We start from the raw sequence: 21,915 nt of genomic DNA, 5'->3' as shown, positions 1-21,915 counted from the left end.
TTAAATATGCTAGATCAACGTGATTATACTCTGATCATCGACAAAAGCGGGAGTATGTCTACAGTAGACCCAGGTAAACAGCGAAGCCGATGGGATTTAATTCAAGAGTCTACCCTAGCCCTCGCTAGAAAGTGTGACTCACTAGACTCTGATGGTATTACTGTTTATGTATTTTCTGGAAAATTTCGCTGTTATGAAAACGTTAATGTTTCTAAAGTAGAGCAAATTTTCAAAGAGAATGAACCTGTAGGCGGTACAAATCTTACCTCTGTCTTGCAAGATGCCCTTAATAAATTTTTTCAGCGTAAACAAAATGGTCAAGCTAAAGCAGGAGAAACTATTTTAGTTGTTACTGATGGAGAACCAGATAATCGTTCCTCAGTAACTGAAATAATCATTGATGCAAGCAAGCGAATTGATGCTGATGAAGAGTTGGGAATTTCTTTTATTCAGATAGGAAATAACCTTGATGCTACCAAGTTTTTAAAGACCCTAGATGATCAACTTATGGATGTAGGAGCAAAATTCGATATTGTCGATACATTAACTTTTGATGAGATGGAAGATTTGACCCTAACGGAAGTGTTACTTAATGCTATTTACGATTAAACTGAATTACTGATATAGCAACCGCCAGGTTGCTTAGGACATCATCAACTATGATTTTAAGGGAATAGAGAACAGAAAAATGTCCTAACAGTCTTGGCGACTGCTATAAGTATCATTGGGTTAGCCACAGCCAGGGTTTAAGGTGTGGAAAAACCCAGGTTAAATGCGTCTAAGCTTAACTGTTAGAAAACCCACCTTCCGCTTTTAGCAAGGTGGGGTTCTTCGATCAACAGTTTTCCACTTGATTGAGTAAGGCGTGTAATTCTTCTCCTTCAAGCACTTCAGTCTTCAATAACTGTTGAGTTATCCTCTCTAATAACTCACGGTTTTGATTGAGAATGTCTAGAGCTTTTTTGTATTCTAAATCAACAATTTGTTTAACTTCTATATCAATAGCCTTAGCGGTTTCCTCACTCACCAGACGGCGCGGGTTAGCTGCTCCACCCCCTAAAAAACTGTTCTGTTGTCGTCTTTCATAAGCTAAGGGGCCCAGTACCTTACTCATACCATAAGCTGTGACCATTCGTTCCGCGATATCCGTGGCCCGTTGTAAATCATCAGAAGCCCCATTAGTCACATTACCAAAGACAATATCTTCCGCGGCCCGTCCCCCTAATAACATAGCAATTTGTTGACGGAATTCGGTTTCACTCATCAAAAAACGGTCTTCGGTGGGCATTTTTAAGGTATAACCCAAGGCAGATAAGCCCCGTGGCACGATGGAAATTTTCGAGACTTTCCCGCCACCAGGCATGACGGCCCCAATCAAAGCATGACCCACTTCATGATAGGCCACGACGGTTTTATCCTGATCGCTGAGGACACGGCTTTTCTTTTCTAACCCCGCGATCACCCGTTCGATCGCCTCTTTAAAATCCGCTTGGATCACAGATTCTCGTTGATTTCTCGCCGCTAATAAAGCCGCTTCATTCACTAAATTAGCTAAATCTGCCCCCGCAAAACCAGGGGTATGAGTGGCAATATCTTTCAGATTAACTTCTTCCCCTAATTGAACTTTGTGGGCATAAATTTCTAAAATCGCCAGTCTTCCCGATAAATCAGGGCGATCAACTAAAACTTGACGATCAAAGCGGCCTGGGCGTAATAGGGCAGGATCTAGGGTTTCTGGGCGGTTGGTGGCTGCTAAAACGATCACGGTGGCATCCCCCACGGCAAACCCGTCCATCTCGGTCAGGAGTTGATTTAAGGTTTGTTCCCGTTCATCGTTACTACCACTTAACCCATTACCCCCACTGCGAGATTTTCCGATCGCATCTAATTCATCAATAAAAATGATACAGGGGGCTTGTTTTTTGGCCTGATCAAATAAATCTCGGACTCTTGCGGCCCCTGTTCCCACAAATAATTCTACAAATTCTGAGGCCGAAATACTAAAAAAGGTAACTCCTGCTTCTCCCGCAACAGCTTTAGCCAGGAGGGTTTTGCCTGTACCTGGGGGGCCGACTAATAACACACCTTTGGGAATTCTCGCCCCAATACGACTGAAACGGTCGGGATTTTTGAGAAATTCGACAATTTCCACCAATTCTGTTTTAGCTTCTTCGGCCCCGGCCACATCAGCAAAAGTAATTCTCGCGTCTTCGCCTTCCACATACATTTTAGCTTTACTCTTACTGAAAGCTAATGATCCCCTGTCTTCATTGCGATAGAGTAGAAATTGCATAGCTAAGACTAGAATAATTGGGGGAACCACCCAGGCTAAGAGGGTACTAACCCAACTATTTTCGGCCGGTGGGGCCGCTTCAAAGATCACCCCTTTTTCTTGCAATAAGGTCGGTAAATTGGGATCATTGAGGGGAATGGTAGCTAAGACTTCCCCTGGATTCATCGCCGTGTTAGATTTATCGGGAACTGAAGGGGTTTGTCCATGAAAGGGGTTACTAGAGTTCTTTGATTCGTCTAGGGAGCTTTCTGGTAACAATAGCAAATCATTGGTAGGAGATGGTAAGGATAATGATTTGAGTTGATAGAGGATCAAACGGTTTCCAATTTTGACTCTGGAGACTTTCCCTTCATCTACTTTTTTCAGGAATTCGCTGTAGGGTTGAATGGGGAGTTCATCAGAAGAACGATTAGTATAGGAATAGATTAAATAAATTAACAGTAGTACACCTGCGCCCATCAATAACAAGCTACTGACTGGGGGAAGACGGAGGAAGCGAGAGTTATTTTTTAGTCCCATCGTTCTTAGTTGCCTCGATTTTTATGACTTAAAATTACGATTAAAAAGGTCATTGTATATAGTTTAACTATTATCTCATAGTATAGCTCCCACAAAATGCTACTCATTGCTTTCTATTTTTGTTTCTAATGTGTCTAAGTTTGAGATTTGTGGTGGATGATTAAGATTCCATTGATCTTATTAACGATGTTCTATCTTCTTGATAACTTGTTGCATTCTTTCTTCACTCCAATCTTCAGGCTCAATAATAGCAATTGGAGGACGATGAGACATTCTATCTACATAAGCATAAAAGGCTTCTTTATCTTCTCTGTTTCCTAAAATATAAGCACGAAGTTCAGCATCAGTCATTAAGGGAAAATTTGGACGGTTCATCGAATTATTCTCCTGCCATTAGGGTCAATTTCTATTTCAATTTCTTCACCTGCTAAAATTATCAAATTGCCATTACGTTCATCAATTCGTACAAGATGAATACTTATATAAAAATTGGTAAGCAACAGTGAATCTTGAAATAAGGCTAAAAGTTGGGCTGACGTCGGCATTTTGATAAAGGTGATTTATCCTTTCCATTTTAGCATATCTGCTTTGCCTTTCATTTATTTTAGAGCCTTGACCAAGTTTTTTCTATGGTTATCAATCATTAAAAAAATGCTATAATGTTAAATCAAGTTATATCAATAAATATCAATTATGAAGTCTTTTGCTATTCGCTTAGAAAAAAATGGAACAATTACTGTTCCTCAAGCTATACAAGATAAACTCAATCTTTGTGAAGGAGATTTATTGAATTTAATAGAAATTGAGGATCTTATTTTGTTAACCTTAAAACAACCCAAAGTCCCTCAATTGTCTGACCAAATTACAAAGATTCGAGAAAAAGCTAATGTTACCCTGAATGATTTATTACAAGGATTAGACGACGAAAGGCAAACAATATACCAAGAAAAACAGTAAAATGAAGACGATTTTTGCTGATTCTAGTATCTTAATTGCTGGCGCGGCATCCAAAACAGGTGAAAGTCGAGCAGTATTGACAATGGCTGAAATTGGCTTATTTAAACTCCTTATTTCAGAACAAATTTTAGAAGAATGTCAGCGAAATCTTCATAAAAAAATTCCCTTAGCACTTCCCATTTTTAATGAACTTATCAGCCAGATAAATCTTAGTTATTTAGAGCAAGTTGAATATCTCAGAATAAAGATTCATGAAAGCGATTTAAAAGAATGGTGGGAAGCAATAAATCAAAATAAATAAGGTGCTATACACTTCGTTATAGCACCCTACAAGATCAGCGATCGCACTTTAAAAAAAATGCTATAATGAGAGCAGTTTATCAATATTAATGGTAAGTAATCATGTCATCTTTAGTCATCTCAGAACATATTGAAATTACTCCTGGTATCTGTGGCGGAAAACCTCGTATTGCTGGACATCGAATCAAAGTGCAAGATATTGTAATTTGGCATGAAAAAATGGGAATGTCACCAGATGAAATTATTTATCACCACCCTAGTATTACCCTAGCAGATGTTTATGCAGCCTTAGCCTATTACCATGACCATCGAGAAGAAATTAGACAACAAATTGAAGCAGGAGAAGCTTTTGCTCAACAATTACAAGGCGATAAACCATCTTTAATTCAAAAAATATTAAAGGGTAAAAATGTCAAATAAAATTAGATTTCATCTGGATGAAAGTGTCAATAATGCCATCGCAAACGGCTTGAGAATGCGAGGAATTGATGTGACAACTTCGCCAGAAGAAGGGCTAATTGGTACATCTGATGAAAGACAATTAGCTTATGCGTTGTCTCAACAACGAGTCATTTTTACCTTTGATGATGATTTTCTTAGTTTGGCTTCTATAGGAATAGAACATTGTGGTATTATTTATACTCACCAACAACGTCAGCCAATTGGAAAAATTATCAGTGATTTAGTCTTAATTTGGGAATGTTTAGAACCTCAATATATGTACAAAAACATTGAGTTTTTGTAGAGAATTAGATACAATAACAAATAAGGCGCGTTACATTTCATTAACGCACCCTACAAGATCAGCGATCGCACTACAAAATCAGCGATCGCACTACAATAGCAGCGATCGCACTACCATTTGTCTATGATTTGATTTGCAAAATCATAAAACTTTTTCCAGTATTTTCTTAGTGTCTCAAGAAATCTCTTGGGGTGATCTGACCCTATGATTCCACCAATAAAATCAAAGACTGACGAGTTTTCATTTAGAAAATCTATCACAGCATCAATAAGCTTTAAAATGGCTTTGGCAAATTTTTTCGCCGCTTCTTTTAATCCTCTCAATGCTTTTTGTATTCTTGTCCAAGAGTTGTCAGCAGTCCAACCACAAGATTTGCAAACTTTAGGATCATCTAATTTTGCACCACATTCTGGACAGTTTTTACCTTTGTTACCATATTCGTCCAGTTTTTTATTTATATCGGCTATTTGCTTCTCAATAGCTTCAAGCTGGCTCTTTTGTGCCGATAAATCCTCTAGTTTCCCCTTACAAGATGGATGCTTTTTTTCCAAATATTCCAAGCATTCGTCTATATATTCTAGGGAGTCTGCCGTTATCTCGATAAAAGCTTCGATAGTCTTTGGTTGTGAAAGCACGGAAATCTGTTGAGTAAGAGTAGCAAAATGCTCTTTTGTATATACTGTAGATACAGAGGGTCTACGCAACAGATCGTCTGTTACTTGCCTTTCCTCCGGTCCAAATTTATATTTACTAGTCATGTTTACCTTCCTTTACTTAGTAATAAATTTAACAATTTCGCTTTCCAAATTACCTACAGCTTTTGCGACGTTACTAGCATCTTCCACAGAAAAACCAGCTTTTTCTACTAGAAATGGTTGAATTACATCAGGAAGAAATTCAACTTTTATATGAAATAGATCAACTAGCTTTGCAAAGTTTTGAGCAGCTTTTATATAGTCTCCTTCATATAAGGCTTCCAGACCCTTTCCTAAAGCTTGTATTTTATCAGTACCCCAAACAACTCCTCCGACAATCAGTGATGACCCAAGTGCAATCCCTGTCACTCCTGCTAAAGTATTAGCAAAGCCTTGTGTGGTGATACTTTTTGCCACTATTGCTCCTGCTTTAGATGCCATTGCCCCTGTACCATGAGCAGCAATCCAATGTCCAATTGAGATCGCACCTTTTACGATAAGTGTTTCAAACAATACAAAAATCATGATAATTTACCTTTTTCTGAATTAGCTAAAATTTCGGACACATCTTCACTTGAGAACTTGTTTTTTAAGTTTCGTGTAAGATTTCTAGCAAAAATAATTTCACAGAGTAAGCTGACAACCAGCACAGCTACCATCTGTTGAACAAGTGGTAACCAAGAGAAAAAGATAATAGAAATTAAAATCTCAAGGCTAAATCTGAGAATTTTAGATGTCTGCAAACGTCTTAAAAACGAGGTTTCTTTCATATTTTGCCAAAAAATAGTGTGATTAGAGCTATAGTTAGTTTTTTATCTGTTTTGCTAAGTCATCTACCATCGTACTAAAGACTTCCAAAAATTGACAACCCCGAAAAACCTGATTTAAACGGTAATTTTTATTACAAAATCTTAAACAAAAAACGGAAAAGATCGGATGAAGTTCAGGTATAATACATAAAACTTTGATACCGTATAGTTTCCATGAGTGTAAATGAAGTGTTACAATTTGTAGATAAGCTGGTTTTTGAACAAACTGGCAAACATTTAGATGATGTTCAAAAGGCTGTAGTTGAGGGAAGTTGGCAAAAAGAAACTTATGATGATATTGCTAGGAAATGTCATGTAACTAAAAATCATGTGGGAGATGTGGGTTATCAGTTATGGCAACTATTATCTGAACAATTGGAAGAAGAAATTAATAAGCGTAATTTTCGTTCTACTATCGAAAGATTACAATTAACCTCATCACCAATTATTATACAAAATAACAATAAAAATAATAATCATAGTTTTAATTGTGGTTCACAAATATTGCCTAAAACAAAATATCAAGAAAACGACCTTAATAATAAAATAATCTATCATGATTTAACCCTCGCTCCTAAAATTATTAATTTTTATAATAGAGAAACTGAACTTACAAACTTATCTAATTGGACATTAAATCAAAATACTCGTTTAATTTCAGTCTTAGGATTATTGGGAATTGGTAAAACAACCTTAGTTAAAAGATTTATTGATCTAAACTTACAACAATTTGAAGTGATTATCTGGAGAAGTCTAAAATTCCCTAATTCTCTAAATTTACTACTTGATGATTTATTGAATATTTGTCAAGAAGATCCTAAAGATAGTATAAATAATAAACTTAGGCAATTATTAGATTTACTCATTGACAAAAAGTGTTTAATTATTCTAGATGACGTTCAAAATATTTTTATTAGTGGTCAACTTTCGGGACAATATCAAACTGAATATAAAGATTATCAAAACTTATTCAAGATGATCACAGAAGTTGAACATCAAAGTCATTTTATTTTAATGAGTCAAGAACAATGTCCAGAAATGCACTGTTTAGATGAAGAATTATATCCCATTAAATGCTTAGAGTTATTAGGAATGGAAAATATTAATATTCTCAAGAATAAAGGATTAAAAGATGAGGATAGATGGTTAGAATTAATAAATTTATATGAAGGTAATCCTTTTTACTTAAAAGATATTGCTATTTTAATCAAGGATGTATTTGATGGAAAAATTTCTGATTTTTTGTCCGAGAATAGCTTAGTTATTACTAAAAATATGCAATCTAATTTCAAGGAATTATTTAATAGATTATCTCCCGTAGAACAACAACTTATTTTAGAATTGAGTAAGTTTGATAATGCTGTATCTAGAGAAGATTTAAAACAAAATATAGATTTATCTTCAACAGATTTTATGAATAGTTTACAATCTTTACAACAACGCTATTTAGTGAAAAAAATCAATGAGGAGAAAATTTTATTTAATTTGTCTCCAGTTTTTAAGGAATATCTGAGAACTTGTTAAGTAGTCGGACAAAATTAAGGTGTAGGGTGGGCTTTGCCCACGAAAGTTTTCAAGCCTTGTCCTGTAAGAATTGTGGGCAAAGCCCACCCTACTCTATAACATCGTTTATTTATGTCCGACTACTTACTAAAATTGATTTATTGCTGACTCTTGATAATTTAGGCACTTAACACATCAAATGTGGTCAATAAACGAGGAGAAGTTTTAGGTAAGGGGAATTCTTCAAGATAGAGTTCAGTCGCTTCTTTAAGGTTTGCTAATGCTTCTTCTATCGTGTCTCCTTGACTGACGGTTCCCACCTCTGGACACTCAGCAACATAGACATCTTCTTCCCAATAGACAATAGCAGTAAAAGTTTTATTCATTGCATCTACGTTGCATAAATCATCAATTATAATTGTATTATAAAATATATGATAGTTTGAGGAGAAAATAAACAGGGTTTTGGTAAATCACATTAAACCACTCTATCCCACTCATAGAATAATTCCTATTGCTGAAACTTCCAATAATATCTAAAGTTGATCCCCACAGACCTGTAAGATTGTTTTAATACTTACCGTTATGTAAATTAGGAATATCTCACACATGACCGTTGCTACCACAATACCAGCATTTTGTCAAGGGATTCAGCATTTTGGTAATAAATTACCCAATTTTGAGCAGTATGCCACAGAAGCAGCCATTAAACCCGGAAATACTGCGATTACTTCTCCTAACGACTCTAACGCCGTCTTTCAAACCTTACTCGCTGCCGACGCATTACGCTACTTAACCCTGCATACTGCCGCCAGCAAAGCATCAGGACACCCTGGCGGTTTTGCCAGTATTGCCGACACTATCGCCGCTTTAGTGATGTTAGGCTACAAAAACATTATTACCGAAGTGGGACACCATGCCCCAGGCTTCTACAGTAATATGTTCTTAGACCGTTCCCTCGAAGATATGGGCATCACCACAGTCCAACAGATGGGCGAACGTTTCCGGGAGATGCACGGGCTTTTAGGACACCTTTCCGGTCAAATACCAGGACTTTTAAACCCGGCTGGCCCTCTCGGACAAGGACAACATTTTGCCATGGCCGGGGCCAAGTTACATCCGGGGGTACTTTTTCCCGTCACCATTGGAGATGGAGGTTTAGGGGAACCTTACATCATGAGTAGTTTTGGTCATTTTAACACCGCTTACCCTGACGCAACCAATTTCTTACCCATTTTAGTGTGGAATGGTTATTCTCAGGAACATCACAGCATGGTATCAACAAAAACCAATGCAGAAATGATTGCATATTGGCAAGGAAATGGCTTCAAAGAAGTTATTTTAGTCAATGCAAAAGACTATGATGATACTAACCAAACGGGAGAATATGTAGACAGTACCCAATTTTCTTTAGCCAAACGTCTCGCCTTTACTCAAGCAATTTTAGAAGCAACAGATAAAGCTGCTAAATCTGCATTAGGAGGCACATTAACTGTTCTTATTGTTAAACAACTTAAAGGGGCCGGAGTTCACAAACGGGGCGCACAATCTCATAATTTATATCCTGGGGATACATTAGAAAAAGACTACATTATTAGTGCCTTAAAAGAACGGGCTTTATCTCCTGAAGCTTGGCAACTTGTACGGACTAATTTTGAACGTTCTGCGGGTGGACCAGCGTCTCATCATGTAGTAACAGAAAAAGTGTTACCCTTACCAGAATTAGGTGAATTACCCTTCACTGAATATGAACTTCATGGGGATAAAAAAGTCGCCACTACTGCCATGGGTGAATTAGTGGTTCATGTGGGTAAAAAAGACCCCAATTTTGTCATCACTAATGCGGATGGTAATGCAGCATCTGGGATTAATAATATCAACATTGGTTTAAAAATTATTCATCCTACGGTTGATGATATTTATTATCAAGGGCCAGGGGGACAAGTTTATGAACCGTTAAGTGAAGATGCTTGTGCAGGTTTAGCTGTAGGTTTAGCATTATTTGGGGCCAGAACTTTATGGTGTTCTTATGAATCTTTTGCTATCAATGGTTTACCTATTTGGCAAACTGTTACTCAAGCAATGACAGAATTACGCCGTCCGACTCCTTCTACTATTACTTTATTTACTGCGGGGGCCTTAGAACAAGGGCGTAATGGTTGGACTCATCAACGGCCAGAAATTGAAAATTATTTCGCTGCAATGATGCGTAATGGGAATATTTTTCCTCTGTTTCCTTGTGATGCAAATAGCATTCAAGCTTGTTATGAATGGGCTTTACAAACGAAGAATAAAGGGATAACAATTACTGCCAGTAAATCACCCTTAGCTGTGCGGACAACTTTAGAACAAACCCGTCAAGGTTTGCAAGATGGGGGCATTATTTTACATGATAGTGAAGGTAAGAAAAAAGTTGTTTTTGCTGTCATTGGAGATATGACTTTAATTCCTGTATTTGATGCAGCTTTGCATTTAGAAGATGAAGGAATAGGGGTCAAAATTGTATCAGTAATTAACCCCCGTCGTTTATATCGTCCTCATGATGTTGCTTGGGAAACTTGCACCGAAAAAGATGGTCATTTTTTAGATGATCAAGGGTTTGAAAAAATGTTTGGTGGTGATGCCTTAATTGGGGTAACGGGTGGCACTTCTGCTATGTTAGAACCCTTAATGTTACGCAGTAATTGTAAACGGGATACTTTCGCTTGGAAGCGGGGAGAAACTGCTGCTAGTGCAGGGGAAATTATGGCCTTTAATGGGTTAACTGCTGAAGCTTTAAGTAAGCGGGCAACCGAGTTAGTAAAGTAGGATTATAATAGTAGGGTGGGCATTGCCCACCTTAATTATGATGTAGAATACAAGAATGACAATACAAAAATCAATAATGTCTAAAAAATGTTCAAGTTGTAAGAGGAGAAAAATTAAATGAGAATTGATCAACTTGACATCGAAAATTTTCGAGGATTTGAAAATATTAACAGCTTTAAGTTATCACCACAATTCACTGTATTTATTGGAGATAATTGTACAGGAAAAACCGCGTTATTAGATGCTTTGGCTGTTGGGATAGGAAGTTTATTTCTCGGTTTTAATGATGTTGACTCTCGGCATATAAGGGATGATGAAGTTCATAGAATAAGTTACATAAAAGGTCAAATACCTACCCTAGAACCCCAATATCCTGTCAAAATTTCTTGTGTAGGGTTAATTGACAATAACTATGCTGATTTATTGACTTATGAGTCACGTACACCTAATCTATTTACTAATACTCCTACTATTTCTTGGACAAGAGAATTAACAAGAAAAGGAGGAAGAACCACGCGAACAGATGCCAGTGATCTGATTGATTTTGCTAAAAAAATACAAAAAAAAGTTGACAAAGGAGAAGATATTATCCTTCCTGTAATTGCTTATTATGGCACAGGAAGACTGTGGCTACAAAAAAGAGAAAGGGTAGTAAAAACTTTGAAACCTGGTTCACGAATGACTGGTTATATTGATTGTTTAGATGCCGCATCTAATCAAAAGCTGATGTTAAGTTGGTTAAAAACAATGGAAATAGCACAAATCCAAAGAAATGAGCCAATGAGAGGTTTAAGAGCAGTAAAAGAAGCTATTGCTAATTGTGTTGATTATTGGAATATTGTCAAATATGATTTATTAGAAGATGATTTAATTATTACCTCAAAAAATGATGAATTTTTGCCTTTTCGTATGTTAAGTGATGGGGTTCGTAATATGTTGGCAATGGTTGCTGATATTGCTTATAGGACAGCAGTTTTAAATCCTCAATTAGAAGATAAAGCAGTGACGGAAACTCCTGGTATTGTTTTAATAGATGAAATTGATTTACATTTACACCCAAAATGGCAACGAAAAGTCGTTGATGATTTAAAAAGAACGTTTCCAAAAATACAATTTATTGCGACAACTCATTCCCCTTTTATTATACAATCTCTTAAAGAAGGAGAATTAATTAACTTAGATAAACCAGAAGAAATAGAAGAATATGAAAATAAAAGTATTGAAGATATTGGCGAAAATGTGATGGGAATTGAAAATATACAAAGAAGTGAAAGGTATCAAAAAATGATGGAAGTTGCAGAAAAATATTATAAGGTTCTCCAAGAAGCTAAAAGTACCAATTCTCAACAAGTCCAGGAATTAAAACAGAAACTAGATAAACTAATTGAACCTTATAGTGATGATGTTGCTTATCATGCTTTTTTAAAGATGGAACGTCAAGCAGCAGGGTTAGGAGATAGTCAAGAATGAGGCCAGTTATTCGAGGAGAAGCAAAAGACGAAAACACAGGTAATAGTATTAATTTTCAAAAGTATGGAGATGCTAAACCTTATCTCTTAGAGAATATAGGAGAATACTGCTCTTATTGTGAAAGAAAAGTCAATAATTTATTAGCTGTAGAACATATTAAACCCAAAGAATATTATCCTGCTCTTGAATTAGTCTGGGACAATTTTCTACTAGCTTGTACTAATTGTAATTCAATCAAAGGCCAAAAAACAATTAATTTATCTGACTATTTTTGGTGTGACCATGATAATACATTTCTGGCATTCACTTATGCCAATGGTTTGATAAAAATCAATGATAATTTAACTGAAACACAGAAAGAAATTTCCCAAAAAACGATTGAATTAACTGGACTTGATAGAGTTCCAGGACATCCCAATTATTCACGGAAAGATCAAAGATGGAAAGAGCGTCAAGATAAATGGGGAAAAGCACAAAGAGCTTATAATAATCTTCAAAAAAATGATATTGAAGAACAACGACAAACCATTATTGATCTTGCTTTAGAAAGTGGATTTTGGTCAATTTGGATGACTGTATTTCGTGATGACAAAGATATGCTTGAAAGATTTATCAAAGCTTTCCCAGGAACTTGTCAAGACTTTTTTGATCAAGATTTTAATGTAGTTCCTCGTCCTGGGGGTGCTTTGTAATTATCATTTATTACCAGCGAGTGAATATATTAATATCGTTAACTTATCAACTTAATGTGTTCTAAAAAAAACCCTAGTCAAAACTAGGGGAAACTTTAATAATTTAAGCCTAGTGACTTAAATGGAGCTTTAATGACCATTCACCTCGGTTTGAACCCTATTTTCAATGGGAATATAAGGGGAATTATGAGAACCGACATAAACTTGAGTGGGACGAAAAATGCGGTTAACAGCTAATTGTTCCTTCCAATGGGCCAACCATCCCGCAACCCTAGCGATCGCAAAAATTGGGGTAAACAAATCACTAGGAATGCCTAATTTGCGGTAAACTAAACCAGAGTAAAAGTCTACATTCGCATAAATACCTTTTTGGCCTAACAATTCTTCCACGACTTTTTCGACTTCTAAGGCAATTTGATAATAATCATCACGGCCTGTCTGTTCAAACAACTGTTCTGCTAAACTTTGTAAGATAGTTGCCCTGGGATCTTTAACCTTATAAACCCGGTGGCCAAATCCCATAATTTTGAGTTTATTCGCCACACAATTTTCGATATAAGGACGAACATTTTCCACCGAACCTATTTCTTCTAACATCTTTAACACTTCTTCATTGGCCCCCCCATGTAATGGGCCGGCCAATGTTCCCACGGCTGAAGCGACAACCGCATAGGGATCAGTTAAAGTAGAAGCAGTCACCATGGCCGAAAACGTAGAGGCATTCATGGTATGTTCTGCATGAAGGGTCAAACACACATCAAAAATCTTTGCCGCTAAGGGGTCGGGTTTTCTCTCTGTCAACATATAGAGAAAGTTAGCCGCATAACCAAGACTATCATTGGGTTGAACTGGATCATTTCCCCTCCGCATCTGATGAAACGCAGCAACCATCGTGGGAATTTTTGCCAACAGACGCACGACAGCTTGTGAAATGTATTCTGGGTTATCTAAGGCCCGACGGGAGTAAAATAGCCCTAAAGCTGCCGCTGAGGTTTGTAAAGCATCCATAGGGTGTCCCGTTTCAGGAAAACACTTCATCATGTCGCGGATACGGTATTTAATACGACGATGATAGAGAATTTCCGTTTCAAAGGCTTCTAATTCGTCTTTTGTTGGTAATTTATCCCAAATCAGTAAATAGGCGCATTCAAGGAAACTGCCTTTTTCCGCTAATTCTTTAATGGGAATGCCACGATATTCTAGGATACCTTCTTGTCCATCGACATAGCTAATACTAGACTTGGCAGCAGGTATATTTTCTAGCCCTGGTATATACTCACATACATTACTCATATTTAGTTCCCTGTAACGCCGCAACTTCACTTTATAGTCTGATTGTTAACCTATCCTAAAATCCGCTTCAATTCTTAAATTCCTCTATATAGTTTAAGATTCGGTCTTATCGTGATTTTACCATAACGGTTGCTGCTTAGGATACCCCAGCTTTTGAACAGTTTGGGATGACACAAAGTGAAGCTGTTGCATTATTTTATCATCAGATAGATGTAATCCTTTCTCAGTTACGACAAAAATAAGAAAAAAGTAATGGCGATAAATGTTTCTGAGATTATTTATATTAATTATTTAAGAATTCTTGTAATGCACTTTTATATTTATTTTTTAGCCGTTTAGAACTTAATCCTGCTTGTTGAATTCTTTTTAATAAGCTTGGTGAACAAGTATCTTTTGGAATTGGGCTATTAGGAGTAACAACTGTGCCTAATTCTTGACCATTCATTTCCCGTGCATATTGATAGTCGATAACAGACTCATGTCTGATAAATCTAGGGACATCTGCACCAGGTTTAAGAATACAAACAGTTTCGGATTTTCTTCGTTTAGTTGTTACATTGACGAACAAATATTTAGTTTCGGATGTTTTGGCAATAGCAATGTATAAATGTTGCTGATTAGGGGGTGTATCTATTAAAAATGCGTCTCCTAAATTAATGGAAATACTAGCCATTTAATGCCTCATCTAAATAATACTCTCGCGCCGCCTCCTGACGAATTTCTTCGATTTCTTCATCCGTTTTTCCAAGATATTTCAAAATTTCTTCAATATTAATAGGACTCCGAGAATCACCAGGATCTCGCCACTCTTTGAGATCATGAGTCCACTCAGCAACAGTAAAAGGATCAAGATGTCCAAATGTTTGATAAACTTCTCTGATTATTTCTTCTTCTTCTTCACAAAGTTCTTCATTACCTGGATCTTTTTTTAAATATACATAATGCTTATCATATCGAGGAGAGATAAACTCAGACCAAATATCCAAGGCATTATCTACAGATTGTCCTTTAATTAAATCATAAACTCCACTCAAAACTGGACCATATTTCATTGAAAAATAATGATCTCCTGTAATGGGTTCTTCTATCTGTTCCAATGCCATACGATCAGCAATATAAAGCATTTTAAGCAAGCCCAAATATTTCATAGGCTTACCATGTAGCTTTAATAACAGTGCTGCGGCTTCAACAGCTTTTTTAGGATGAAACCGAAACTCGATTGACATATTTACCCCGAAGGAACTTTTTCCTTAGTATATTTTTATTATAAACTCTGAATCTCACACTTCAGATAGATATACATAATAATATAAGGTGGACTAAAAAGCCCACCCTAACTAACAATTAAACCTTCTCCCTCAACTTATCTAAAACACTGGGATCAACCACCGTAGATTTATCTCCTACAATATCTTCACCCGCAGCAATTTGACGTAAAAAGCGTCGGACAATTTTACCCGATCGCGTTTTAGGAAGTGCCTCAGCAAATTGGATAGTACCCGGACGGGCGATCGCACCAATTTCAGTCACAACGTGCTGTTTTAACTCCTTCGCTAATTCATCACTAGCACTATAGTTATTTTCTAGGGTAACAAAGGCATAAATATCTTCCCCTTTAATCTCATGGGGAACCCCCACCACCGACGCTTCAGCAACGGCAGGATGGGACACTAAAGCCGATTCTAGCTCCATTGAACCCAAACGATGACCAGATATATTCATGACATCATCAACCCGCCCCATAATCCAAAAATAGCCGTCTTTGTCCCGACGCGCACTATCTCCGGCAAAATAAACGGGTTTACCTTCTACCGAGGTAATGGGTTCCCAATAGGTCTTTTGGAAGCGTTCAGGGTTATTATAAACCGTGCGTAACATACTGGGCCAGGGATGTTTAATCACTAAATATCCCCCTGCATTGTCGGGAACGGCGTTACCATCTTTATCCACTACGTCTGCGATAATGCCAGGGAAGGGACGAGTCGCTGATCCTGGTTTCGTGGTTGTGGCCCCAGGTAAAGGTGTAATCATCACGCCTCCTGTTTCCGTTTGCCACCAAGTATCGACAATGGGGCATTTTCCCCCCCCAATAACGCGGTGATACCACATCCAAGCTTCGGGGTTAATGGGTTCGCCAACGGTTCCTAATAAGCGCAAGGAAGACAGGTTACGGGCATTGGGAATATGTTCTCCCTGTTGAATAAAGCTACGAATAGCTGTGGGGGCAGTATAAAAGACGTTAACGCCGTATTTTTCCACCACATCCCAGAAACAACCAGGGTTTGAGGGACGGGGAACCCCTTCATACATTAAACTGGTGGCCCCATTAGATAAAGGGCCATAAACAATATAACTATGTCCTGTGATCCAACCTACATCAGCCGTACACCAATAAACATCCGTATCTTTGAGATCAAAAATCCATTTTGTGGTCATGTGGGTGTAAAGGTTATAACCACCCGTAGTATGGACAACTCCTTTCGGTTTTCCGGTGCTACCACTGGTATAAAGGATAAATAATGTGTCTTCACTGTCCATTATTTCCGCCGGACAGTCAGCAGAGGCGGTTTTTTGGAGATCGTGCCACCAATAATCTCGTCCTTCTTTCATGGTAACGGGTTCTTTTGTGCGTTCGACCACGATCACTTTTTCTACACTGGAGGCCCCATGTTCTAAAGCTTTATCCACTTCAGATTTTAAGGGAACCACCTTATCTTTGCGAAAACCACCATCAGCAGTGACAACTACCTTCGCTTGAGCATCTTCTAAGCGATCTCTCAATGCTTCTGCACTAAAACCGCCAAAAACCACGCTATGGGGCGCACCTATACGCGCACAGGCTAACATAGCGATCGCAGCTTCGGGGATCATGGGCATATATATTCCCACGCGATCGCCTTTTTTTACCCCCATGTCCTTCAAAACATTGGCAAATTGACAGACTTCTCGATGAAGTTCCCCATAAGTTATAGTACGAGAGTCTCCGGGTTCTCCTTCCCAAATAATGGCCGCTTTGTTCCGTCTCCAAGTAGTAAGATGGCGATCGAGGCAGTTATAGGAAATGTTGAGTTTGCCATTGATAAACCATTGGGCTGTGGGAGGTTGCCAGTTGAGGACTTGATCCCATTTCTGAAACCAATGTAATTCTTGTTCTGCTAATTCTGCCCAAAATGCTTGGGGATCAGTTTTAGCTTTAGCGTAAAGTTGTTCATAGTCTTGAAGACTTTTGATATGTGCATCAGCAGAAAATTCAGGAGAAGGGGGAAACAGTCTTGCTTCTTGTAAAACTGATTCGATGTTCTTTTCTTTGTTAACTTGTTCGGATGGGTTGACCATAGGAAACTGCAAATAAAGGTTTTAACTCAATTTACCTTAAGAGCGATCGGCTGTAATCCTATTGTTTCTAAAGTTAAAGCATAGCACTACTGAAACCTGGTTGTAGGGGTCAACGGCCGTTGACCCCTACTTTTTTCCACTTTTTTCCACTTACCAAGGGAAAGGGAAAGGGCTAAACCCGCGAATATACTTGGTTTTTGGGACTGACATCACCCCCAACTCCCGAATAAGATAGGTATAACAAGAAACAAGAGAGGTCACTGAAATGTTTAACACAACTACCAACAACACCACCGTCGTTCGCAACTACGTCATTCTCGCTGCTACTGTTATGTTTGCTTCTATGGGTTTAACTGATACGTTTCTCTCTCCTACCCGTGCAGGACAACAAAATCGTTTGGATAATTATGGACAGGTTGTTAGTGCTGGACTTGTTTCTTATTCTCAAAAGCTTGGTCGTTAATTTTATTTGGAATATGTGAAGAAAGCAATATTTGAAGACAAGCAATAGTAAGAATAGATAAGTCGTTTTCTCATTTCGGATTTGGTCTGATCACTGGTAATAGTAAGGCTTCTGTACGCCTAGTTACTTAATATTTTTAGTTCATCATCGCAGTCTTTGACTTGGCTATCAAGTTCCATTTTTTGATATAATTCGCGGGCATTATTGAAGGCATTAACTGCTTCTGACTTTTGTTTTAGTTTCTTAAAGGTTAATCCTAAATTAAACCAAGTATCTGCTTTACCTCGAATATCGCCTATTTTTGTTTTGATAGCTAAAGACTTTTGATGGTATTGAATAGCCTGTTGATAGTTTTTCAGTTCATAGTAAACAATGGCCAAATTATTATAAGAATTAGCTTGGTTTTGGAGATCTCCTATGTCTTGAGCAATGGCTAAAGATAGCTGATAGTATTCTATGGCTTTTTGATAGTTTTTGAGTGCTTTATAAATATTGCCTAAATTACCATAGGCATAAGTTTCACCTGGAAGATAACTTATTTTTTGAAAAATAGTTAAAGATTTTTCATGGTATTCTATAGCTTGTGGATAGTTTTTTATTCTATAGTAAATACTTCCTAAATTATTATAAGAATTAGCTTGACTTTGAACATCTTTTATGTTTTCGGCAATACTTAAGGACTTTTGATAATATTCTATAGCTTGTTGATATTGTCCCAACGCCTCATGTATATTTCCTAAGTTATTATAGGCAATAGTTTGATGATGTAAATCTCCTGTTTTTTGCAAAATCATTAAAGATTGTTGATAGTATTCTCTAGCTTTTTGATACTGCCCTAAATATTTATAAGCATTACCTAAATTATTATAGGAACTAGCTTTACCTTGTTTATCTTCTATTTTTATAAGAATTTCTAAAGACTTCTGATGGTGTTCTATTGCTTTGTAATATTGCCCCAAACAATAATAAGCATTCCCCAAATTATTATAGGAATTAGCTTCACCGTTGCAATCATTAATTTCTGTAAAGATAGCTAAAGACTGCTGATAATATTGGATGGCCTGTTGATATTGTCCCAGGGATTTGTAAGCAAGACCTAAATTATGAGAAGAAGATGCTTTTCCTTGTTTATCGCCTATTCTCTCAGCAATTTCTAAAGCTTTATAATAACAGCGTAGCATAGTTTCTTTTTCTTCAGGATAATTGTCAGCTTCTCCCCTTCTTAAACGATTATAATAAATTTCTCCTAAACGATTATAAAGAGTAATTAAATTGGGATCTTTATCACCTCTTTTTTCTTCCGTATTAGCAATTAATTCTTGTAAATCTTCTAAAGACAAAGAATCTGAAAATGTCTCTCTTGAATCATTACTAAACATCAGTTGATTATCTGGTGTAGAAACAGTCATCAAAGAAGGTTCAGGAATAAAGCAAAATACCCCTTTTCGCCAACTCCAAAAGTCAGGAGATTTTTGAGTTAAGTTAACTAAAATTTGATTTGTCACCCACAATACTATCGGATAAGGAAATTCTCTTAATCCTTCCCTTGTCCATTGTAAATAACCAAAGAATTTATCTTGTTGTGACTTTTCTCCTTGATGACTAATAAACAGTAAATCTTCTGCACCTGTTACGGTTAAAACTGCATTTTTTTGACTGTTAATAAAATCTTCTTGTTGAACAATGTTATTAATTGCTGCTTTTAAACTTGGTTCATTTTGATCTAAACGAATATGATAGGAATTAAGGTTAGGTAATAAATCTTTTTCGTAAGCTTTTATAATGCGATCGCGTAAACTTCGATCATCACAAACCGCAATTAATAAGCTTAAGGTTTTCTCACTTGCTTCAATAACACTCAGTAATTTTTGATAAGTGAGGTTATTATCATTATTCAGTTTCAAAGCATTTTCTAACTGCATCTTTAATCAACCTTTATGACTCTAAAAGTAAGCCTCTACGCTGTAATAAATCTATGACAATTGGATGAACGTCATACCATAAATCATCATTAATATATTCCAAAATATAAACATTGTGTAACAATTCGAGGAATTTATCTTGATCGTTGTCGTTACTAATATCAGGATTAAACTTATTATAAATAGTTGTCAAAATCTGATAATCAGTATTAGATAATGGTCGAGCAAGATCATTTCTTAATTCTCTGATTGCTTGCTCAAAAATTGACCGATCAATTTTAATATTTTTTTGATGAGGTTCCATACGAATTAACAATAAACATTCAGAACAACATTGATTCATAATGCGAATTGCTTCTCGTAAAACACCTCCACTTTTTAAGATAATTTCCGTTAAAATATCAGGTTCAATCAGATCAGAAGCGATTCTTTTGCCTATAATTTGTTTAAATACTTCAACAAGTTTCTGGTTGGGTTCTGCATCAGGATTACGGTTTTCTCCTTTGCCAAAAAACTTAGAAACTGGCATTAATTTAACCTGATTATTGCTTTCATCTTGCATAATTGTTCTTAAATTTTTATCCCGCATTGCTGCCATCGGAACTGTATAAATAATCCGAAACTTTGGACGCATTAAAACTTTAATATGATCACTAAAAATCTCTCTAACTACCCCTAAATCTAGTTTGTCAAGATCATCTATAATTACTAAGATTTCCTGTTCAGTTTTATCTCTAATTACTGTAGCAATTAAATCCACTTGATCGATTAATTCAGAGATATTTCGTTGAAATTCTTGTTTAATTTCATTGCGAATGGTAGAATTAGTTTTTAATTGAAGTTTAATCCAACCAAATAAATTAAACTCTGGCCCACCCTCTCGTTTTTTTTCTTCAATATTTGTTCTCGTTTTTGTTGCAAACCATTGATAAAATTTTTCTTTTATTGACTCTTTAATTTTTATATTTTCTTTTTCAGCTTGATCCATCATTTGGACTGCGATCGCAAACAAAATATTAATATGATTAACATCTGACATCTCAATCATATCAGAAATAGAGAAAAAGGTAACAAAATAACGATCTCGAATACGACGACTAAAATCAGCCAATAAAGTTGATTTTCCACAGCCTCGATGTCCTGTAAAAATCACCTTATTATTAATATCAGTACAGTCTTCTACAACTTGTTCTAATTCTGCCCTAACACGGGTTCCATATTCAACCCGAAATTTAGCTAAATCTTCAGGGGTAATAAGAGGTAATAATTGTAAATTCTGATAAGTTATACGAAAAGCTTCTAAAAGATTGTTAGTTGCCATAAATTAATTAATAAGATTTTATTTCTATTTTAACTCATCTTACTGAGATCTTGCACCATTATCCAAAAGTCCAAAAAACCCCGATTTTAAAAGACTTAAACCCTATTGATTTCATTACTATTTGGTAAAAAATCGGGGTTTTAAAGCAAGCCAGAGGGCGCAAGCATTGCGCCCCTACAAGCGGACAAACAACAAAATTATTGACCTGTTTCTGTTGTTTCTTCTTCTACTTTTTCGATATTTCCTGCTTTAATCCAACCTTCTTCTTGACTACCTGCTAAACGAACTTGTTGCCAGTTTCCATCAGCACTGGTTTTCAAAATAATAAGCTCAGAATTGTAGCCAACACCGCCAACTCTTTCCGCTTCTTGGCCAGGTTCAGAGCGTAAGCTTAAACCATCAGACCAAGTAACTTTGGCCCGATAGGCCCCTGTCGGTAATTTTTCTTCTTTTACATCTTCTTTTACCTCTTGTTCTACGACTTCAACCTCCGGTTCTTTTGCTGCCACTTCTTGGGGTTTTTCTGCTGGGGTTTCCATCTTCGCTACAGGTTTAGTTTCAGTTTTAGCTACAGGTTTAGCCTCAGTTTTTTCCGGGGGTTTCTCCTCAGCAAAGGTCGGTTTTTCGGGGTTAGTAGACATTCGATAAAAAGCAACATAAGCTAAAGAAGCGGTTCCCCCCACCAAGAGCGCAACTCCCAGGAAAAACCCTAAAATAAATTGAAAAACACCAGATAAACGATTCATAATGACTTCACTGTGAAAATACAAAACTTAATCTTGAATATTA

Annotated in this window: 24 protein-coding genes; 10 read left to right on the top strand and 14 right to left on the bottom strand. The window is 36.7% G+C overall.

What is annotated here, in order from left to right; all coding sequences use genetic code 11:
• Positions 1-6: 6 nt before the first annotated feature.
• Positions 7-609, top strand: a complete 603-nt coding sequence (locus tag VB691_RS08620; protein ID WP_323291080.1) for a VWA domain-containing protein — start codon at positions 7-9, stop codon at positions 607-609.
• 226 nt (positions 610-835) lie between these two features.
• Here the strand turns inward: VB691_RS08620 and ftsH are convergent, their stop codons facing one another.
• From ftsH to VB691_RS08605, 3 genes are all read right to left on the bottom strand, one after another.
• Positions 836-2,812, bottom strand: coding sequence for an ATP-dependent zinc metalloprotease FtsH (ftsH, locus tag VB691_RS08615; RefSeq protein WP_323291079.1), 1,977 nt, complete (start codon positions 2,810-2,812; stop codon positions 836-838).
• 180 nt (positions 2,813-2,992) lie between these two features.
• Entirely contained in the window at positions 2,993-3,187 is a 195-nt protein-coding gene (locus VB691_RS08610; RefSeq protein WP_323291078.1) for a DUF6887 family protein, read from the bottom strand.
• Positions 3,184-3,357, bottom strand: coding sequence for a DUF6888 family protein (locus VB691_RS08605; protein WP_323291077.1), 174 nt, complete (start codon positions 3,355-3,357; stop codon positions 3,184-3,186). The genes VB691_RS08610 and VB691_RS08605 overlap by 4 nt, the downstream gene beginning before the upstream one ends.
• 148 nt (positions 3,358-3,505) lie before the next feature.
• Here VB691_RS08605 and VB691_RS08600 point away from each other — a divergent pair, with 148 nt between their 5' ends.
• The 4 genes from VB691_RS08600 to VB691_RS08585 all read left to right on the top strand — a co-directional run bounded on the left by VB691_RS08600 (position 3,506) and on the right by VB691_RS08585 (position 4,814).
• A complete protein-coding gene (locus VB691_RS08600) occupies positions 3,506-3,769 on the top strand; it encodes an AbrB/MazE/SpoVT family DNA-binding domain-containing protein (RefSeq protein ID WP_323291076.1) in 264 nt (87 codons plus the stop codon).
• Position 3,770: 1 nt separating this feature from the next.
• The gene (locus tag VB691_RS08595; protein WP_323291075.1) at positions 3,771-4,070 is read left to right on the top strand and encodes a hypothetical protein; all 300 of its coding nucleotides are present in this window, start codon (positions 3,771-3,773) and stop codon (positions 4,068-4,070) included.
• Positions 4,071-4,171: 101 nt separating this feature from the next.
• Positions 4,172-4,489, top strand: a complete 318-nt coding sequence (locus VB691_RS08590; protein WP_323291074.1) for a DUF433 domain-containing protein — start codon at positions 4,172-4,174, stop codon at positions 4,487-4,489.
• Positions 4,479-4,814: a DUF5615 family PIN-like protein gene (locus VB691_RS08585; RefSeq protein ID WP_323291073.1), complete on the top strand. Its 336-nt coding sequence runs from the start codon at positions 4,479-4,481 to the stop codon at positions 4,812-4,814. The genes VB691_RS08590 and VB691_RS08585 overlap by 11 nt, the downstream gene beginning before the upstream one ends.
• Positions 4,815-4,924: 110 nt before the next feature.
• Here the strand turns inward: VB691_RS08585 and VB691_RS08580 are convergent, their stop codons facing one another.
• The 3 genes from VB691_RS08580 to VB691_RS08570 are packed head-to-tail and all read right to left on the bottom strand — an operon-like array spanning position 4,925 to position 6,279.
• Positions 4,925-5,572, bottom strand: a complete 648-nt coding sequence (locus tag VB691_RS08580; RefSeq protein WP_323291072.1) for a hypothetical protein — start codon at positions 5,570-5,572, stop codon at positions 4,925-4,927.
• A 12-nt stretch (positions 5,573-5,584) separates the two neighbouring features.
• Positions 5,585-6,034, bottom strand: coding sequence for a hypothetical protein (locus tag VB691_RS08575; RefSeq protein ID WP_323291071.1), 450 nt, complete (start codon positions 6,032-6,034; stop codon positions 5,585-5,587).
• Positions 6,031-6,279 carry a hypothetical protein gene (locus tag VB691_RS08570; protein WP_323291070.1) on the bottom strand — a complete coding sequence of 83 codons (249 nt, stop codon included), beginning with the start codon at positions 6,277-6,279 and terminating at the stop codon, positions 6,031-6,033. The genes VB691_RS08575 and VB691_RS08570 overlap by 4 nt, the downstream gene beginning before the upstream one ends.
• 213 nt (positions 6,280-6,492) lie before the next feature.
• Between VB691_RS08570 and VB691_RS08565 the strand changes: the two genes are divergently transcribed.
• Positions 6,493-7,842 (top strand): ATP-binding protein, encoded by a 1,350-nt coding sequence (locus tag VB691_RS08565; RefSeq protein ID WP_323291069.1) that lies wholly within the window; start codon positions 6,493-6,495, stop codon positions 7,840-7,842.
• 158 nt (positions 7,843-8,000) lie between these two features.
• On the opposite strand, the gene VB691_RS08560 is transcribed toward VB691_RS08565, so the two are convergent.
• Positions 8,001-8,207, bottom strand: coding sequence for a type II toxin-antitoxin system HicB family antitoxin (locus tag VB691_RS08560; RefSeq protein ID WP_323291068.1), 207 nt, complete (start codon positions 8,205-8,207; stop codon positions 8,001-8,003).
• Between the two features lie 223 nt (positions 8,208-8,430).
• On the opposite strand from VB691_RS08560, the gene VB691_RS08555 reads away from it, so the two are divergent.
• The 3 genes from VB691_RS08555 to VB691_RS08545 all read left to right on the top strand — a co-directional run bounded on the left by VB691_RS08555 (position 8,431) and on the right by VB691_RS08545 (position 12,791).
• Positions 8,431-10,629 carry a phosphoketolase gene (locus VB691_RS08555; protein ID WP_323291067.1) on the top strand — a complete coding sequence of 733 codons (2,199 nt, stop codon included), beginning with the start codon at positions 8,431-8,433 and terminating at the stop codon, positions 10,627-10,629.
• Between the two features lie 117 nt (positions 10,630-10,746).
• On the top strand, positions 10,747-12,099 hold the full coding sequence (locus VB691_RS08550; RefSeq protein WP_323291066.1) for an AAA family ATPase: 1,353 nt from the start codon (positions 10,747-10,749) through the stop codon (positions 12,097-12,099).
• Entirely contained in the window at positions 12,096-12,791 is a 696-nt protein-coding gene (locus tag VB691_RS08545) for an HNH endonuclease (RefSeq protein WP_323291065.1), read from the top strand. Before VB691_RS08550 ends, VB691_RS08545 begins: the two co-directional genes overlap by 4 nt.
• A 129-nt stretch (positions 12,792-12,920) precedes the next feature.
• On the opposite strand, the gene VB691_RS08540 is transcribed toward VB691_RS08545, so the two are convergent.
• The 4 genes from VB691_RS08540 to acs all read right to left on the bottom strand — a co-directional run bounded on the left by VB691_RS08540 (position 12,921) and on the right by acs (position 17,420).
• Positions 12,921-14,084, bottom strand: a complete 1,164-nt coding sequence (locus tag VB691_RS08540) for a citrate synthase (RefSeq protein ID WP_323291064.1) — start codon at positions 14,082-14,084, stop codon at positions 12,921-12,923.
• Positions 14,085-14,367: 283 nt separating this feature from the next.
• Positions 14,368-14,757: a hypothetical protein gene (locus VB691_RS08535; RefSeq protein WP_323291063.1), complete on the bottom strand. Its 390-nt coding sequence runs from the start codon at positions 14,755-14,757 to the stop codon at positions 14,368-14,370.
• The gene (locus VB691_RS08530; RefSeq protein WP_323291062.1) at positions 14,750-15,310 is read right to left on the bottom strand and encodes a Panacea domain-containing protein; all 561 of its coding nucleotides are present in this window, start codon (positions 15,308-15,310) and stop codon (positions 14,750-14,752) included. Before VB691_RS08530 ends, VB691_RS08535 begins: the two co-directional genes overlap by 8 nt.
• Before the next feature lie 118 nt (positions 15,311-15,428).
• Positions 15,429-17,420 carry an acetate--CoA ligase gene (gene acs, locus VB691_RS08525; protein ID WP_323291061.1) on the bottom strand — a complete coding sequence of 664 codons (1,992 nt, stop codon included), beginning with the start codon at positions 17,418-17,420 and terminating at the stop codon, positions 15,429-15,431.
• 265 nt (positions 17,421-17,685) lie between these two features.
• Between acs and VB691_RS08520 the strand changes: the two genes are divergently transcribed.
• Positions 17,686-17,883, top strand: coding sequence for a hypothetical protein (locus VB691_RS08520; RefSeq protein WP_323291060.1), 198 nt, complete (start codon positions 17,686-17,688; stop codon positions 17,881-17,883).
• 119 nt (positions 17,884-18,002) lie between these two features.
• On the opposite strand, the gene VB691_RS08515 is transcribed toward VB691_RS08520, so the two are convergent.
• The 3 genes from VB691_RS08515 to VB691_RS08505 all read right to left on the bottom strand — a co-directional run bounded on the left by VB691_RS08515 (position 18,003) and on the right by VB691_RS08505 (position 21,872).
• The gene (locus VB691_RS08515; RefSeq protein ID WP_323291059.1) at positions 18,003-19,805 is read right to left on the bottom strand and encodes a tetratricopeptide repeat protein; all 1,803 of its coding nucleotides are present in this window, start codon (positions 19,803-19,805) and stop codon (positions 18,003-18,005) included.
• Between the two features lie 13 nt (positions 19,806-19,818).
• On the bottom strand, positions 19,819-21,126 hold the full coding sequence (locus VB691_RS08510) for a P-loop NTPase fold protein (RefSeq protein WP_323291058.1): 1,308 nt from the start codon (positions 21,124-21,126) through the stop codon (positions 19,819-19,821).
• A gap of 197 nt (positions 21,127-21,323) precedes the next feature.
• Positions 21,324-21,872, bottom strand: coding sequence for an SH3 domain-containing protein (locus VB691_RS08505; RefSeq protein ID WP_323291057.1), 549 nt, complete (start codon positions 21,870-21,872; stop codon positions 21,324-21,326).
• Positions 21,873-21,915 lie beyond the last annotated feature (43 nt).

The organism is Crocosphaera sp. XPORK-15E (assembly GCF_034931425.1).
In the GTDB taxonomy this organism is placed as follows: domain Bacteria; phylum Cyanobacteriota; class Cyanobacteriia; order Cyanobacteriales; family Microcystaceae; genus UHCC-0190.
This window is presented reverse-complemented; position numbering and strand designations above follow the sequence as displayed.